Consider the following 14,738-nt stretch of genomic DNA (forward strand, 5'->3'; position numbering starts at 1 on the left):
TGGCTTAGGTCGCGTTCCGCTGGAGCAGGATCTCGACTGCCGGCAGGGTCTTGCCTTCGAGGAACTCGAGGAAGGCGCCGCCGCCGGTGGAGATATAACCGATCCGGTCGCCGATGTCGTACTTGGCAATGGCGGCCAGGGTGTCGCCGCCGCCGGCAACCGAGAACCCCTGCGAGTCGGCGATCGCCAGCGCCAGCGTCCTGGTGCCTTCGGCGAACTGGTCGAACTCGAACACGCCAACCGGGCCGTTCCAGACAATGGTGCCGGCCTTGGCGACCTGTTCGGCCAGCATGGCGGCGGTCTTCGGACCGATGTCCAGGATCATGTCGTCGTCGGCCACATCCGCCACATCCTTGACGGTGGCAACCGCGGTTGGGCTGAATTCTTTGGCGCAGACCACGTCGACCGGAATCGGCACCGAGGCGCCACGCGCGCTCATCAGGTCGATGATCTGCTTCGCTTCGTTCACCAGGTCGTTCTCGACCAGCGACTTGCCGATGTTCAGGCCAACAGCCTTCATGAAGGTATTGGCGATGCCACCGCCGACGATCAGGTTGTCGACCTTGCCTGCCAGGCTCTGCAAAATGGAAAGCTTACTTGACACTTTCGAGCCGGCCACGATGGCCAGCAGGGGACGCTTGGGCTGGCCGAGGGCCTTGCCCAGCGCGTCGAGCTCGGCCGCCAGGAGCGGGCCGGCCGCCACCACCGGCGCGTATTTCGCGATGCCGTGGGTAGTGGCTTCGGCGCGGTGCGCGGTGCCAAAGGCATCGTTGACGTAGATATCGCACAGCCCGGCCATCTTGCGGGCCAGCTCGTCGTCGTTCTTCTTTTCGCCTTTGTTGACACGGCAGTTTTCCAGCAGCACAACCTGGCCTGGCGCGACATCGACGTTCTCAAGCCAGTCCTGCTTCAGTTCGACCGGTTGGCCGAGCAGCTCGGACAGGCGCACGGCGACCGGCGCCAGGCTGTCTTCGGGCTTGAATGCACCCTCGCTTGGGCGCCCCAGGTGCGAGGTCACCATGACGGCGGCGCCAGCCTTGAGCGCGGCCTGGATGGCCGGCACCGAGGCGCGCACGCGGGTGTCTTCGGTGATATTGCCAGCGTCATCTTGCGGAACGTTCAGGTCGGCGCGGATGAAAACGCGCTTGTTTGTCAGCAGCGAGCGGTCGATCAGGTCTTGCAAGCGGGTGAAACTGAGAACGTCGTCCATGGGCTGGTCAAGGGTGGAATAATGAAAGAACATTATTGTACATTAGGCTGGGGCGCCAAAAACGTGTAACAGGCGCAACAGAGTGAAGACCGCCATGCCAAACAAAATGGTCAGTATCATACTGCGGCGCCACAGGTAAAACGCCAGTGCGGCCAGGCCGGCGAGCAGCTTCGGATTGGCCAGCGTAAATTGCGCCTCGCCTTGCGCATCGACCAGCATGTCGGGACCGACGATGGCGGCCAGCGCACAGGCCGGCGCATAGCGCAGCATCTCCTGCACGCGCGGCGGAATCGTCACGCGGTGGCCGATCAGCCAGAACGAGCTGCGGGTGGCGGCGGTGGCCAGGCACAGCACGCCGATGATGGCCCAGATTTCCCAGTCAGACATGCCCGGCCTTTCGCTTCATGTGCCGTTTGATCACGGTTTCTTCGATCGTCATGGCGGTGACCATGCCGACCACGACTGCCAGCAGCAGGCCCAGTTTATATGGCAGGCCATATGCCAGCACCGAGATCGCGCCCGCCACCACCACGCCGCACAGCGCGGCACTATTGATAATCAACGGTACCGTGATGCACAGGATCGCCAGCGTTCCGGCAAAGCCAAGACCCCATTCGGCCGGAATCGCGCTACCCAGGAAGATGCCGGTCAGCGAACCGATCTGCCAGGCAAACCAGTTCGGGTACATCAATCCTTTTAGATAGGATAGTTTGCCGGCGACCCGTTCAGCAGTTGGATAGCGGCGCAGGAACATGGCCACCGTAATGTCACCTGAGACATAGCCAAGCAAGAAGCGCTGCTTCCACGGCAGGTGCGCGAAGTGGGGGCCGAGCAAGGCAGAAAAGATGACGAAGCGCAGGTTGACGACCAGCGCGGTGGCAAAGATGACCCAGATCGGCGCGGCGGCCACGATCAGCGGAAGTGAAGCAAGCTGGGCCGATCCGGCAAACACCAGCAGGGTCATGCCGACTGCCTGCACCGGGCTCAGGCCGCTCTTGACCATCGCGATCCCCACCACCAGGCCCCAGGCGGCGATGCCGAACAAGGTCGGCAGGCCGGTCTTGAAGCCTTCGCGCCACGCAGCCGGGTCGTGGGCCTCGGCCGGCGCAGGATGGGACGGGCCCGGCGGGGCTGGCTGGCTCATGTGGTCTTCGCGCTACCGCCGTGGCAGGCAGGTGCGGCGACGGGCAGAAAACGGCGGGGCAAGGAACGCATGTAAATGGTGTACAAAAATGCGGGTGTGCAAGAGTGCGGCGCCGAGTGGCCTGACGGCGCCCGGGCTCGATAGGGTTCAGTTTGTTATTCTACCGATCATTTCGGTATGCAGGGTGAATCCGGTAGAATCCTGTTTTGTCCAAAATCGCTGAACGGAGAACCCAGATGAACCAAAAGACGATGCCCGTGGTGGAGCTCGAGGCCAAGGACTTGCCGGCACATTGCCCGAACCCGGCCATGCCGCTGTGGTCGTCGCACCCGCGCGTCTTCCTCGACTTCGACCACCATGGCGACGCCAAGTGCCCTTACTGCGGCACCCAGTACCGCCTGGCCGCTGGCACCGTGCTCAAGCACCACTAATCCACCCTCGACCGGCGCGCTTGACCACGGCGCCGGCACCCTCCCCTTTCGATGCATTACCGCGCGCCAGCGTGGCTCCCCGGCGGCCACCTCCAGACCATCTACCCGGCTACCTGCATCCCCAGGGCGCCGGTTGCCTACCGGCGCGAGCGCTGGACCAGTAGCGACGGCGACTTCGTCGACGTCGATTTCGTCGACGGCCAGCCGGGCAAGCCGCTGGTGGTGCTGTTCCACGGACTCGAAGGCTCGTCCGCGAGTCATTACGCGCGTTCGCTGATGGCAGCCTTGCAATCGCGTGGCTGGTCGGGAGCGGTCCCGCATTTCCGCGGCTGCTCGGGCGAGCCGAACCTGACGCCGCGCTTTTATCACTCGGGCGACGCCCTTGAGGTCGACTGGATCGTGCGCAAACTGCATGCGCGCATGCAGGGTGACAGCGGCCCGCTGTTCGCCGCGGGCGTGTCGCTCGGCGGCAATGCGCTGCTGCGCTGGCTGGGCGAATCGGGCCAGGCCGCCGGCATCGTCAAGGCAGCCTGCGCGGTCTCGGCGCCGCTCGACCTGGCGCAGGGCGGCAAGGCGCTTGGGTCGGGTTTCAACCGGCTGTACACGCGCATGTTCTTGCAAACGCTCAAGCCGAAATGCCTGGCCAAGCTCGAACGCTATCCCGGTCTGTTCGACCGCCGCGCCCTGCTCGAGGCGCGCGATCTCTACGCCTTTGACAACGTGGTGACCGCGCCGCTGCATGGTTATCGCGATACCGACGACTACTGGCACCGCGCCAGCGCGCGCCACGTGCTGCACGACATCACGGTACCGACTCTTGTGCTCAATGCCCGCAACGACCCTTTTTTGCCGGGCCAGCACCTGCCCACGGGCGCGTCTAGCATGGTAAGGCTCGAGTATCCGGACGAAGGCGGCCATGTCGGCTTTTCGACCGGCCCCTTTCCGGGTCGCAGCAACTGGCTGCCACAAAAAATCCTGCACTTCTTCGACGGCCTGGCCCCGAATTGCGCGACCCGTGCGCATGAACTGTGCGAAGCTCCCTGACTATGGACGACATCGTAAAACAGGCAATGGCCAAGTGGCCGAACGTGCCGCATTGCTACGGCTGGCTGGCGCTGGACGCGCGCGGCAACTGGCGCATGCGCGACGACACCGCGCAGCGCGCCAACGCCCCGGGCGACAAGCTGGCGCACACGGCGCTGATCGGCTTTATCAACCGCAATTACGCGCACGACGACCAAGGCCGCTGGTATTTCCAGAACGGCCCGCAACGCGTGTACGTGAACCTGGAAGCGACGCCCTTCATTGCGCGTACCGACCCGGCGCAGGGCTTCGTGCTGCACAACGGGCAGGCGCTGCCGCCAGTAAGTGGCGCCTTCATGACCGATGCCGGCAGCGTCATCGTGCAGTCGGGTGACATCCTGGCCCAGCTGGACGACCGCGACGTGGAACAGGTGCTGGGTCAGATGCAGCTCGATGGCCGGCCAGCCTCGATCGAGGCCATCATGGCCTGGCTCGAAGACGATTCCGAGCCGCTGGTGCTGGTGCTGGGCGAAGCCCGCGTGCGCGTCGAGCGGCTGGCGGCCGAAGCCGTGCCGCGCCGCTTCGGCTACGTGCAGACCCCGGGTTCGTAGGGCGCAACCAGGCCCGCCTCACCACTGCTTTTCTTCTTCTTTCTCTGCTTTCTGCCGGGCCTTGATCTCGCGCTCGCGCGCGTCGATGACGGCCTGGTCGTAGAACGACACGTCGCCCGCCTTGCGCGCCAGTTCGAGCTGCGCCACCGCGGCCGGCAGCGCGCCAGCCCCCGCATACGATTCGGCCAGCGCCATATGCTGCAAGGCGATCTTGCCCTGCTTGGCGTAGGCGCGGGCCAGCATGTCGTGCAGCTTCGGCTCTTCGCGGTAGAGCTGCGTCTGGTCGCGCAGGTAGCGCGTCGCTTCTTCTAGTTTGCCGGCCGCGATCAAGGCTTCGCCGTACTGGCGTGCCAGCGCGCGCGACAAGGGATAGCGCTGGCGCGCCCGGTCCGCATCTTGCACCGCCTGCTGCACCAGCGCCTGCGGCTGTCCTGGCGCCAGCTTGATCTCGAGCGCCAGCCCGGCGAACATCGTTGCGCCATCGCCGGCACTGGACTGGCTGGAGAACACGCCTTCTGCCGGCTTGACGGTGGTGCGTGCCTTGTCGAGCCAGGATTGCGCCTCGACAGTATTGCCCTGGCGAAGCGCCAGCAGGGCCAGGCCATACTGGGCGCCGGCCTGGAGGTGGCGGTGACCTTCCTTGAGCTGGGTGGTGAAAGCGGTCTTGGTGTCGCGCCGGCCGTTGACGCTTTCGTCCTGCAGCACGCGGGCACGGGCCCGCACCAGCTGGAAATCGAGGTTGTCGATGCGCGCCTTGCGTGGAATCTCGCGGATGCGCGCCTGCATGTCGGTGATGCGCTCGGCGGTCAAGGGGTGGCTGCTCAGGCTAGCCAGTTGGGTCGGAATCTCACCGTACAGCTTGCTGGCCGACTGCAGGCGCTTGAAGAAGCCGACGATGCCGGTGGTGTCGTAGCCACCGGCGCTCATGATCTGGAAACCGACCCGGTCGGCCTCGCGCTCGGCGTCGCGACTGAAGTTGAGCTGGCGCTGCACGGCCAGGCCCTGGCCGCCCATCAGCACGCCCATCGCGGCATCGGAGCTGGCGCGCGCGGCCAGCGCCGCCAGGATCATCGCCGCCAGCGGCAGCAGCACGTCCTGCTTCTGCTGTCCCAGCATGCGCGCGATGTGGCGCTGCGAGACGTGGCCGATCTCGTGCGACATCACGCCGGCCAGTTCGGATTCGTTCTGCGCGGCGACGATCAGGCCGGTATGCGCGCCGATGAAGCCGCCCGGCAGCGCGAACGCATTCAGGTTCGGGTCGCGCATGGCGAAGAACGAAAAATCGGCGTTGGTCTCGCCGCGTGCGCCCGGCACGGCCGCAACCAGCGCATTGCCCAGGTTGTTGAGGTAGTCGGTGATCGGGTCGTCGTCGAGGTAGGCAGCGTCGCGTCGCACGTCGCGCATGATCTCCTCGCCGAGCTTGCGTTCGACGACCGGCGACAGGTCTTGCCGCGCGGCGTCGCCAAGTGTCGGCAGGCGGGTCTGGTCGGGCTTGCGCAGGGGTTCGGCCGGAGCCGCGATGGCGCAAGCAGCGGCCGTGGACAGGGCCAGGGCCAGGGCGGTCGTCACGGGGCGCCAGCGGCGCCTCGATGCTGGGCGGGGAGCATGGTTCACAATGCTATGATAACCGCATCCGTCGCCGCCTTGCTGTCCAGCGGAGCTGTTTAATCCTCACCTAATTTTTCCTGGCAATGAGCTCCCCTACCCTCCCGCTTGAGCAACTCACCCACTTCGATTCCACCGGCCAGGCCCACATGGTCGACGTCGGCGCCAAGCAAGATACTCACCGCATCGCCGTCGCCGCCGGTACCATCCGCATGCAGCCGGAAACCCTGGCGCTGATCCAGTCGGGCACTGCCAGGAAAGGTGACGTGATCGGTATCGCGCGGATTGCGGCGATCATGGCCGCCAAACGCACGGGCGACCTGGTACCGCTGTGCCATCCACTGCCGATCACGCGGGTGGCGGTCGATTTCGAGGTGGACGAGGCCGCCAGCAGCGTGCATTGCCGGGCGCAGGTCGAAACCATCGGCAAGACCGGGGTCGAGATGGAAGCACTCACTAGCGTGCAGGTCGGCCTGCTGACGATTTACGACATGTGCAAGGCAGTCGACCGCGGCATGGTCATGACCGATGTGCGGGTGCTGGAAAAGCATGGCGGCAAGAGCGGAGACTGGACCGCACAACCCGGCCGCTGAAGGCCGGGTGTGCTCCGCCCGCCTGCTCAGTGAGCGCGGGCGGTCAAGCTTACGGAGCGGTCAGCCGCAGCTTGCGGCCAACGTGCAGCTCTTTAGGATCGGCGATGTTGTTCCATTTGGCGAGATCGCCATGGCTGATCGAGTTTTTCTCGGCGATACCCCACAGGGTGTCACCTTTTTCTACCTCGTACATGCCGTCGCCGCCTGCCTCGGTCATGCCGGCAACCGACGAACCCGATGAGCCCGATGAGCCCGACTCAGGAACGGTTGCGGTCGCAGGCACCGCCGCAGGCACGACCTCGGTAGTCTCGGTAGCAGGCGGCATGGAGGTTGCCGGGGTAGTCGGGGTCGTCGTGGTCTGATCTGGCACCACCGCGACAGGCGCCGTCGTGGCTGGCACGGGCTCGTCTTTTTTACATGCGCTCAACAAGGTGATGCAAGCTACGGCTGCGAGTAATGTTTTCATATCGACCTCTATTGGTTGGTTGACAAGATATTCCGCCTATGACGGCAACGCGCCACCTTTATGGGGCAGGAGGCGCCGGATATGTCCATCCTGTCAAGAGTATGCTCCTTTTATTAAGTATCGAGCGCTCTTATCAAAAATTTCTCGGATTGCCCTGCAACGCCGGCGAACATTCGTCTATGGCGCGGGGGAGCGTCAGGCGCCCAGGCTGGCTGTTGCGCGCTGATCCGCGGCCCGGGTCGCCCGGTGCCATGCTGCCTGGTCCACGCCTTTTACCAGCAACCACAGGCACATCGCGCTCTCCCCTACCAGGGCCGGCAGCAAGATCGCCGGGAACAACAGGTTCTGCAGGGGCGGCGACAGGAACATGGCGAAACTATTGATCAGGTAGCTCGCGCCCACCACCTGCATCGCCGTGCCAAGAATGGCCGGGAGGTAGCCTGATTTGCGGATCAGGTAGCCCACCAGCAGGCATTGCACGCCAAAGAAAATGAGCGCGACCCCGAAGGCTTTCGCATGCGCGACCAGCGCCAGGTAACTCAAGCCATGGCGTTGTTCCACACTGGCGACTTTCGCCAGGGTCGCGTTGGTGAGAGGATCGAGCACCGCTTGCAACTGAAGCGCACTGACGCTTTCGACCGCCAGCGAGACCAGGCCAAAACACACTACCGCCAGCGCCAGGTTGCGGTTCACTGGGCGTAGCAGAACGTACCAGATCGCAGTCAGGGCCACCGCGCAGACCAGCAGCACCAGCTGCCCGGCCACGCCCAGTCGCCATAACCACTCCGACGCCAGGATACTGCGCGCGGTGGCAGTCGGATCGCCCGGCACCACCAGGCTGTTGCGGATGAACGCTTCGCCAAGCAGGCCGATCACGATGATGATCAGGTAGAGCAATCCTGCGCTACGGGCCACTGGCTGCACCGGTCGCAATCGATCCATGGCGGGGTGCGGTGCGGACATCGTGCTTCCTCGTGTGGTGGCCATTGGTCAGTTGAGCTTACGTCAACGATTTCACATCGTCAATATTTCCATTCCTCTGCCATGGCTGTCCTTCGTTCGTTGACATGTCACATGTTAAATTGCTTACCTACGCAAGCGGCGTCCTGCCGCGTGCCGACCATGACAACGAGGATGAAGCATGAAATTTCGTTTGCCGAGCTTGCTGCCGCATTGGCCGCAATTACTACCCATCGCAGCCGCTACCCTGGCCGCCACCACCGCGATGGCCGCACCGCGCGGCTTTACCGTGGAAGACCTGGTCAACATGGAACGGGTCGGCAGCCCGGCTGTGTCGCCTGATGCAAGCCGCGTCGTGTATACCGTGCGCAGCACCGACCTGGCCAAGAACCGCGGCCATACCGAACTGTGGATGGTCGACCTGCGCGCGGCCAAGCCTGCGCCGCGGCGCCTGACCAGCCACGCTTCGAACAGCACCGACCCGGAATGGGCGCCCTCGGGCGACGCCGTCTACTTCTTGTCGAGCCGTTCGGGCTCGTCGCAGGTGTGGCGCATTCCTGTTGCTGGCGCCAAAGCCGGCGCCGGGCCGGTCAAGGTCACCGACCTGCCGCTCGACGTCGACAGCTTCCGGGTCTCGCCCACGGGCGAGCGGCTGGCGTTGAGCATGTCGGTGTTCCGCGATTGCGCCAATCTAGCATGCACCAAGGAGCGCGCCGCTGCCAAGGCCAAGGACAAGGCCAGCGGCAAGCTGTACGACCGACTGTTCGTGCGCCATTGGGATACCTGGAAAGACCACCGCAACGCGGTGCTGTTCTCGGCGCCGCTCGACGCCAGCGGCAAGGTAAGCGCGGCGCCGGTCAACCTGTCCGGCACGCTCGACGGCGACGTGCCTTCGAAGCCCTTCGGCGACCGCGAGGAGTTCCGCTTCAGCCCGGATGGCAAGACCATCGTGTTTTCGGTGCGCCTGGCTGGCAAGACCGAAGCCTGGTCGACCAATTTCGACCTGTACAGCGTGCCCGCCACGGGCGGCGCCGCGCCTCGCAACCTGACGCCCGACAATCCGGCCTGGGACGCCAAGGGCGTGTATTCGCCAGACGGCCGCACCCTCGCCTACCTGGCGATGGCACGTCCCGGCTTCGAGGCCGACCGCTTCCAGATCATGTTGATGGACGTGGCCAGCGGCGACAAGCGCAAGCTGGCGGCCGACTGGGACCGCTCGCCCGGCAGCCTGCACTGGAGCGCCGACGGCAAGGCCTTGATCGTCGACGCCGAAGACCTGGGCCAGCACCGCCTGTTCTCGATCGATGTCGCGACCGGCAAGGTGGCCGCCCTGACCGACAAGGGCGCGGTCGGCGCCTTCGATGTGCGCGGCGATACCATCGCCTACACCCAGGCCAACCTGGCGTCCGGCGCGCAGCTGTACGCCATGAAGCCGGGCGCCGCGCCTGCCCAGCTTACCGAGCTTAACAAGAAGCGCCTGGCGGACGTACGCTGGGGCCAGTACGAGCAATTCAGCTTCAAGGGCGCCAACGGCGACACGGTCTACGGTCATGTGATGAAACCGTGGAACGCCGAGGCCGGCAAGAAATACCCGGTCGCCTTCCTGGTGCACGGCGGCCCGCAGGGCAGCTTCGGCAACGGCTGGAGCTACCGCTGGAATCCGCAGGTGTATGCCGGCGCCGGCTATGCCACCGTGTTCATCGACTTCCACGGCTCGACCGGCTACGGCCAGTCATTCACCGACTCGATCAGCGGCGACTGGGGCGGCAAGCCGCTCGAGGATCTGCAAAAAGGCCTGGACGCGGCAGTGCAGAAATTCTCCTGGCTCGACCGCGAACGCAGCTGCGCGCTGGGCGCGTCCTACGGCGGCTACATGGTGAACTGGATCGCCGGTAACTGGCCCGACGGCTTCCGCTGCCTGGTCAACCATGACGGGGTGTTCGACAACCGCGGCATGGCCTACTCGACCGAAGAACAGTGGTTCACCGATTGGGAAAACGGCGGCGCCTACTACGCCGTGCCGCAGAACCACGAGCGCTTCAATCCGGTCAACCACGTCAACAAGTGGAAGACGCCGATGCTGGTGATCCAGGGCGAACTCGATTTCCGGATCCCGACCGCGCAAGCCCTGTCGACGTTTACGGCGCTGCAACGCAAGGGCATCGACAGCCAGCTGCTGGTGTTCCCGGACGAGAACCACTGGGTGCTGAAACCGGCCAATTCGCTGCAGTGGCACCATACGGTGATCAACTGGCTGGACAAGCACTTGAAATCGCCAGCGCAGAAGTAAGGATCGGCGACTGCAAAAGCAAAAAACCCGCTCCGAGGAGCGGGTTTTTTAACGTGTTCCAGAATTACGGAGCGGTCGGGGTAGTTGCAGCAACCGGAGCGTTGTTCTTTTCGATCAGTTCCAGTGCCGCAGCGTGGGTGATGGTGGTGTCATTGGTCCAGGCCACGGTGGCGTCGCTCACCTCTGGCGTCATGGTCACGGCCAGCCCATCGACACCGTCACCGATTCCGGTACCCATGGTGATGGTGATGACACCATCAGCGACGCCGACTTTGGCAACTTCTTTGGTGGCCGCGAAGGCGCCGGCGCCGGTTTCAGCAGGAATGCCGTTCTTACCGCTATCGCAATCAGCTTCCACGCCGCCGTTTTCCTGGATGCACACGCCAACTGCGGTCTTGATCGAAGAGACCGAACCCAGGGCTGCGCCGATCTTGGCCTTGACGGTGTAGTTCTGGTAAGCAGGAATTGCCACCGCAGCCAGGATACCGATAATCGCGACGACGATCATCAATTCGATCAGGGTGAAGCCGCCTTCGGCTTTTTTGGTTTGCATTTGCTTGAAGTTCATTTTGTATCTCCAGGTGGTGTGTCGGGTGAATTTGGGGTGCTGCTTCGTGCCACGCTTTCTTATATGCAAGCGGTGTGCCAGCCTCAAAAATGTCGATTTTATGAGCTCGGAGATAACAAAACGGCCTGATAACGCAAGATTTTGCTTGATCGGTGACAAAATTTGTCAGGTTAGACGCGCAATTTTTGTCAGTACCTGTTTTTTCGTAACGTAATTTGTCATGCCAGCGTGCAGGCATGCTGCTATGCCCGGCAGCGCTAGCCAAAAAAAAGCGGGAAGCTCGCGCTCCCCGCTTATCTCAACCTAGAAGTCGCCGGTATTACAGCATGGCCTTGAGCAGGCGCGCCATTTCCGACGGGTTCTTGGTGGCCTTGATGCCGCACTCTTCCATGATGTCCAGCTTGGCTTGCGCGGTATCGGCGCCGCCCGAGATCAGCGCGCCGGCGTGGCCCATGCGCTTGCCCGGAGGAGCGGTGACACCGGCGATGAAGCAGACCACTGGCTTCTTCATGTTGTCCTTGATCCAGTAAGCAGCATTGGCTTCGTCCGGACCGCCGATTTCGCCGATCATGATGACCGCGTCGGTATCAGGATCGTCGTTGAACATGCGCATGACGTCGATGTGCTTCAGGCCGTTGATCGGATCGCCGCCAATGCCCACTGCCGACGATTGGCCCAGGCCCAGTGCGGTCAGCTGGCCGACTGCTTCGTACGTCAAGGTGCCCGAGCGCGAGACGACGCCGATGCGGCCCTTGCGGTGGATGTGACCTGGCATGATGCCGATCTTGATTTCGTCCGGGGTGATCAAGCCTGGGCAGTTCGGGCCCAGCAGCAGGGTCTTGGAGCCGGCTTTGGCCATGCGGTCCTTCAGGGCCATCATGTCACGCACTGGAATGCCTTCGGTGATGCAGATTGCCAGGTCCAGCTCGGCTTCGACGGCTTCCCAGATGGCAGCAGCCGCGCCCGCAGGCGGCACGTAGATGACCGACACGTTGGCGCCGGTGGCCGCTTTCGCTTCCGACACGTTGGCATAGATCGGAATGCCTTCGAAGTCTTCGCCGGCTTTCTTCGGGTTCACGCCAGCAACGAAGGCTTCCTTGCCGTTCGCGTAGTCGCGGCACATGCGGGTATGGAACTGACCGGTCTTGCCGGTAATACCCTGGGTGATGACTTTCGTATCTTTGTTGATCAGAATCGACATTTGTTTATTCCTTAATTAGGCTTGACCAGCGGCAGCGGCGACCACGGCCTTGGCTGCATCTTCCATCGTATCGGCAGCGATGATCGGCAGACCGGAGTCAGCCAGCATCTTCTTGCCCAGGTCTTCGTTGGTGCCCTTCATGCGCACCACCAGTGGTACTTGCAGCGAGACTGCCTTCGATGCGGTGATCACGCCTTCGGCGATCACGTCGCAGCGCATGATGCCGCCGAAGATGTTGACCAGGATGGCTTTCAGGCCAGGGTTCTTCAGCATGATCTTGAATGCTTCGGTGACTTTCTCAGCCGTCGCACCGCCGCCCACGTCCAGGAAGTTGGCCGGCTCGCCGCCGAACAGCTTGATGGTGTCCATGGTGGCCATGGCCAGGCCAGCGCCGTTCACCAGGCAGCCGATGTTGCCGTCGAGCGAGATATAGGCGAGGTCGAACTTCGATGCTTCGACTTCGGCTGGATCTTCTTCGTCCAGGTCGCGGTAGGCGACGATTTCAGGCTGGCGGTACAGCGCGTTCGAGTCGAAGTTGAACTTCGCGTCGAGGGCGATGACCTTGCCCGAACCGGTCAGGATCAGCGGGTTGATTTCAGCCAGCGAGGCGTCGGTTTCCCAGTAAGCCTGGTACAGGCCCTTGAGCTGGGTGCGGGCATCGGCCAGCGATTCGGCAGGCACGCCGATCTTGGTCGAGATTTCGTCGGCTTCGGCATCGAGCAGGCCAACCGATGGGTCGATCGCGATCGAGTGGATCTTCTCAGGATTGCTGTGCGCGACTTCTTCGATGTCCATGCCGCCTTCCGACGAGGCCATCAGCACCACGCGCTGCGAGATGCGGTCGGTGACCATCGAGACGTACAGTTCTTTCTTGATGTCGGCGCCTTCTTCGACCAGCAGGCGACGCACTTTCTGGCCTTCTGGGCCGGTCTGGTGCGTGATGAGCTGCATGCCCATGATCTGCTCTGCATATTCGCGTACCTGCTCGAGCGACTTGGCGACTTTCACGCCACCGCCCTTGCCGCGGCCGCCAGCATGGATCTGCGCCTTGACAACCCAGACCGGACCGCCCAGTTCTTCGGCAGCCTTGACCGCTTCGTCAACCGACATGCACGGAATGCCGCGCGGAACGGTCACTCCGAACTTTCGGAGGATCTCTTTGCCTTGATACTCATGGATCTTCATGCTGGCTTCCCTTCTATTGTTTACTGATTTGGAAATACGGTTGAACTACAAATGACAAACATCGAATGCTAACCCGCCACGGCCTTGATCGACCAGCGGGGATAGTAAGAGGCCACGGTCGGACCGTCGCTGCGCAGCGCGTGGCAACGGTCGAGCTCGAAAGGCCGTTCGGCCGAATGCGCAATGCCATTCGCGTCGGCGGCGCCGCGGGTGTCGAACACGTCGTCGGCAAAGGCCTGCAGCGCTGCGGTAGGCAGCACCTGGGCCAATTCGGTCAGGTGGGTGCAGCCGAGCACGCCTGACAGGCGGTCTTTCAGGTGCAACCGGAAATGCTTCATCAGCGACAGGCCCACCAGTTGCTTGTAGGCGGGGCCGATCGTTTCGCAATAGCCAGGATAGGGAACGGCATCGGACGCGGCTTCGGCGTCGACGATCGTCAGGTCGCGGTCGATAGTCACGCGCAATTTGAGGTCGTGCACCGGCATGCCGCCCGGGCGGATGCCGGAGGCGAGCGGAATGTCACGGGTTTTGACGTCACGGATGCTGGCGTCCAGATCCCACAGGCCATCATCGCGCGCATAGGCTTCGACAGTGATGGCGCGCGTATGCCGGAGCGAGCGCGATACGGGAGGAGACAGGGGCATAAAAACCAATGCCGCTTGCGCGGCCGTTAGTGGTGCAGCCAGTGTGCGTTGTGCACGTTATCGTAGCTTCTACGACAACAACCGCTCATGCGGCGCTGCTTAAACCACAAAAGTTTATCACACGGCGATCTAGGTTGCACTGCAACAGAGGGGTTTTCCGGCGTATGCAGCTTGATATAGCGGGGTTTCTTGCAGAGTGGTCAATGTTGCAGTGGTCGGCATGCGACTGGCGCAGCGATAGGGGACGAAGAAATGCAGAAGGCGAAACGCGATGCAGCGTATTAATTGAAAAAGTCCAATCGATGGTGCTGCAAGCAGCGCACCCTACCGACCGGCGCCGTGGACTAAAACGCTTCGTCTTCTGGTCCACCTTGCATGGCAATCCGGGCCGCGCGCTGAGAAAAGCCACGCTGCAGCAAAAACCGCATCTGCTTGGCACGCTCGGCCGCATCGACAGCGATCGATCCGAACTTGCGCTGCCAGACTTCGCTTGCGCGTGTGGTCTCGCTGTCGGCCAGGCCAAGCTTGAGTTCGGCCAATGCATCGCCAGTGACGCCATGGCTTTTTAACTCGGCCATGACCCGGCTGTTGCCGAAACGTGCAGCACGCCGGTTGATGAGCGACTCGGCGAAACGTTCCTGCGACAGCCAGTTGTTCTTTTCAAGAAAATCCAGAAGGGCTTCCACGTCGTCGCCCTCCTCGGCATAACGCGCCAGCTTGCGTCCCAGCTCGAGCCGGCTATGCTCGCGCATCGACAGATAGCGAAGCGCGCGGCCTTTCAGGCTGAGCTGAGGTGCTGGCATGTGG

Annotated in this window: 16 protein-coding genes; 5 read left to right on the forward strand and 11 right to left on the reverse strand. The window is 63.1% G+C overall.

From position 1 onward, the window contains the following. Positions 1–4: 4 nt before the first annotated feature. The 3 genes from NRS07_RS17900 to NRS07_RS17910 are packed head-to-tail and all read right to left on the reverse strand — an operon-like array spanning position 5 to position 2,354. On the reverse strand, positions 5–1,210 hold the full coding sequence (locus NRS07_RS17900; protein WP_259209406.1) for a phosphoglycerate kinase: 1,206 nt from the start codon (positions 1,208–1,210) through the stop codon (positions 5–7). Positions 1,211–1,252: 42 nt separating this feature from the next. Continuing rightward, positions 1,253–1,597 (reverse strand): AzlD domain-containing protein, encoded by a 345-nt coding sequence (locus NRS07_RS17905; protein ID WP_259209408.1) that lies wholly within the window; start codon positions 1,595–1,597, stop codon positions 1,253–1,255. Continuing rightward, positions 1,590–2,354 (reverse strand): AzlC family ABC transporter permease, encoded by a 765-nt coding sequence (locus NRS07_RS17910; RefSeq protein ID WP_259209409.1) that lies wholly within the window; start codon positions 2,352–2,354, stop codon positions 1,590–1,592. The genes NRS07_RS17905 and NRS07_RS17910 overlap by 8 nt, the downstream gene beginning before the upstream one ends. A 236-nt stretch (positions 2,355–2,590) precedes the next feature. Between NRS07_RS17910 and NRS07_RS17915 the strand changes: the two genes are divergently transcribed. Genes NRS07_RS17915 through NRS07_RS17925 form a run of 3 tightly spaced genes read left to right on the forward strand, consistent with a single transcriptional unit; the run spans position 2,591 to position 4,419 of the window. Continuing rightward, positions 2,591–2,785 (forward strand): zinc-finger domain-containing protein, encoded by a 195-nt coding sequence (locus tag NRS07_RS17915; RefSeq protein WP_171087614.1) that lies wholly within the window; start codon positions 2,591–2,593, stop codon positions 2,783–2,785. 51 nt (positions 2,786–2,836) lie between these two features. Next, positions 2,837–3,829, forward strand: a complete 993-nt coding sequence (locus NRS07_RS17920) for a YheT family hydrolase (RefSeq protein ID WP_259209413.1) — start codon at positions 2,837–2,839, stop codon at positions 3,827–3,829. A gap of 2 nt (positions 3,830–3,831) precedes the next feature. Then, positions 3,832–4,419 carry a DUF2946 family protein gene (locus NRS07_RS17925; RefSeq protein WP_259209414.1) on the forward strand — a complete coding sequence of 196 codons (588 nt, stop codon included), beginning with the start codon at positions 3,832–3,834 and terminating at the stop codon, positions 4,417–4,419. 18 nt (positions 4,420–4,437) lie between these two features. Here NRS07_RS17925 and NRS07_RS17930 read toward each other — a convergent pair whose 3' ends face one another. After that, positions 4,438–5,988, reverse strand: coding sequence for a M48 family metalloprotease (locus NRS07_RS17930; protein WP_259209415.1), 1,551 nt, complete (start codon positions 5,986–5,988; stop codon positions 4,438–4,440). A gap of 122 nt (positions 5,989–6,110) precedes the next feature. Between NRS07_RS17930 and moaC the strand changes: the two genes are divergently transcribed. Next, positions 6,111–6,617 carry a cyclic pyranopterin monophosphate synthase MoaC gene (gene moaC, locus NRS07_RS17935; RefSeq protein WP_259209416.1) on the forward strand — a complete coding sequence of 169 codons (507 nt, stop codon included), beginning with the start codon at positions 6,111–6,113 and terminating at the stop codon, positions 6,615–6,617. Between the two features lie 49 nt (positions 6,618–6,666). Here the strand turns inward: moaC and NRS07_RS17940 are convergent, their stop codons facing one another. Together NRS07_RS17940 and NRS07_RS17945 are read right to left on the reverse strand one after the other, a co-directional pair. Continuing rightward, the gene (locus NRS07_RS17940; RefSeq protein WP_259209417.1) at positions 6,667–7,083 is read right to left on the reverse strand and encodes a LysM peptidoglycan-binding domain-containing protein; all 417 of its coding nucleotides are present in this window, start codon (positions 7,081–7,083) and stop codon (positions 6,667–6,669) included. Positions 7,084–7,278: 195 nt separating this feature from the next. After that, positions 7,279–8,046, reverse strand: coding sequence for a DUF4386 domain-containing protein (locus NRS07_RS17945; RefSeq protein ID WP_259209418.1), 768 nt, complete (start codon positions 8,044–8,046; stop codon positions 7,279–7,281). 178 nt (positions 8,047–8,224) lie between these two features. On the opposite strand from NRS07_RS17945, the gene NRS07_RS17950 reads away from it, so the two are divergent. Continuing rightward, complete coding sequence (locus NRS07_RS17950; protein WP_259209419.1) at positions 8,225–10,333, forward strand: S9 family peptidase; 2,109 nt, start codon at positions 8,225–8,227, stop codon at positions 10,331–10,333. A gap of 64 nt (positions 10,334–10,397) precedes the next feature. On the opposite strand, the gene NRS07_RS17955 is transcribed toward NRS07_RS17950, so the two are convergent. The 5 genes from NRS07_RS17955 to recX form a co-directional block, all read right to left on the reverse strand. After that, positions 10,398–10,901, reverse strand: a complete 504-nt coding sequence (locus NRS07_RS17955) for a pilin (protein ID WP_307729905.1) — start codon at positions 10,899–10,901, stop codon at positions 10,398–10,400. A 319-nt stretch (positions 10,902–11,220) separates the two neighbouring features. After that, a complete protein-coding gene (gene sucD / locus NRS07_RS17960) occupies positions 11,221–12,102 on the reverse strand; it encodes a succinate--CoA ligase subunit alpha (RefSeq protein ID WP_259209420.1) in 882 nt (293 codons plus the stop codon). A gap of 15 nt (positions 12,103–12,117) precedes the next feature. Then, positions 12,118–13,287, reverse strand: a complete 1,170-nt coding sequence (gene sucC, locus NRS07_RS17965) for an ADP-forming succinate--CoA ligase subunit beta (RefSeq protein ID WP_259209421.1) — start codon at positions 13,285–13,287, stop codon at positions 12,118–12,120. 68 nt (positions 13,288–13,355) lie between these two features. Next, on the reverse strand, positions 13,356–13,931 hold the full coding sequence (locus NRS07_RS17970) for a DUF2889 domain-containing protein (RefSeq protein WP_259209422.1): 576 nt from the start codon (positions 13,929–13,931) through the stop codon (positions 13,356–13,358). A 344-nt stretch (positions 13,932–14,275) separates the two neighbouring features. Further along, the gene (gene recX / locus NRS07_RS17975; RefSeq protein ID WP_259209424.1) at positions 14,276–14,734 is read right to left on the reverse strand and encodes a recombination regulator RecX; all 459 of its coding nucleotides are present in this window, start codon (positions 14,732–14,734) and stop codon (positions 14,276–14,278) included. Positions 14,735–14,738: the final 4 nt, after the last annotated feature.

Source organism: Massilia sp. H6 (assembly GCF_024802625.1).
Taxonomy (GTDB): Bacteria; Pseudomonadota; Gammaproteobacteria; order Burkholderiales; family Burkholderiaceae_D; genus Telluria.

Bases quoted from the DNA above. Each gene is read 5' to 3' on its own strand.
- NRS07_RS17900 (WP_259209406.1), bottom strand. From the start codon at position 1,210: ATGGACGACGTTCTCAGTTTCACCCGCTTGCAAGACCTGATCGACCGC.
- NRS07_RS17905 (WP_259209408.1), bottom strand. From the start codon at position 1,597: ATGTCTGACTGGGAAATCTGGGCCATCATCGGCGTGCTGTGCCTGGCC.
- NRS07_RS17910 (WP_259209409.1), bottom strand. From the start codon at position 2,354: ATGAGCCAGCCAGCCCCGCCGGGCCCGTCCCATCCTGCGCCGGCCGAG.
- NRS07_RS17915 (WP_171087614.1), top strand. From the start codon at position 2,591: ATGAACCAAAAGACGATGCCCGTGGTGGAGCTCGAGGCCAAGGACTTG.
- NRS07_RS17920 (WP_259209413.1), top strand. From the start codon at position 2,837: ATGCATTACCGCGCGCCAGCGTGGCTCCCCGGCGGCCACCTCCAGACC.
- NRS07_RS17925 (WP_259209414.1), top strand. From the start codon at position 3,832: ATGGACGACATCGTAAAACAGGCAATGGCCAAGTGGCCGAACGTGCCG.
- moaC (WP_259209416.1), top strand. From the start codon at position 6,111: ATGAGCTCCCCTACCCTCCCGCTTGAGCAACTCACCCACTTCGATTCC.
- NRS07_RS17940 (WP_259209417.1), bottom strand. From the start codon at position 7,083: ATGAAAACATTACTCGCAGCCGTAGCTTGCATCACCTTGTTGAGCGCA.
- NRS07_RS17945 (WP_259209418.1), bottom strand. From the start codon at position 8,046: ATGTCCGCACCGCACCCCGCCATGGATCGATTGCGACCGGTGCAGCCA.
- NRS07_RS17950 (WP_259209419.1), top strand. From the start codon at position 8,225: ATGAAATTTCGTTTGCCGAGCTTGCTGCCGCATTGGCCGCAATTACTA.
- NRS07_RS17955 (WP_307729905.1), bottom strand. From the start codon at position 10,901: ATGAACTTCAAGCAAATGCAAACCAAAAAAGCCGAAGGCGGCTTCACC.
- sucD (WP_259209420.1), bottom strand. From the start codon at position 12,102: ATGTCGATTCTGATCAACAAAGATACGAAAGTCATCACCCAGGGTATT.
- sucC (WP_259209421.1), bottom strand. From the start codon at position 13,287: ATGAAGATCCATGAGTATCAAGGCAAAGAGATCCTCCGAAAGTTCGGA.
- NRS07_RS17970 (WP_259209422.1), bottom strand. From the start codon at position 13,931: ATGCCCCTGTCTCCTCCCGTATCGCGCTCGCTCCGGCATACGCGCGCC.
- recX (WP_259209424.1), bottom strand. From the start codon at position 14,734: ATGCCAGCACCTCAGCTCAGCCTGAAAGGCCGCGCGCTTCGCTATCTG.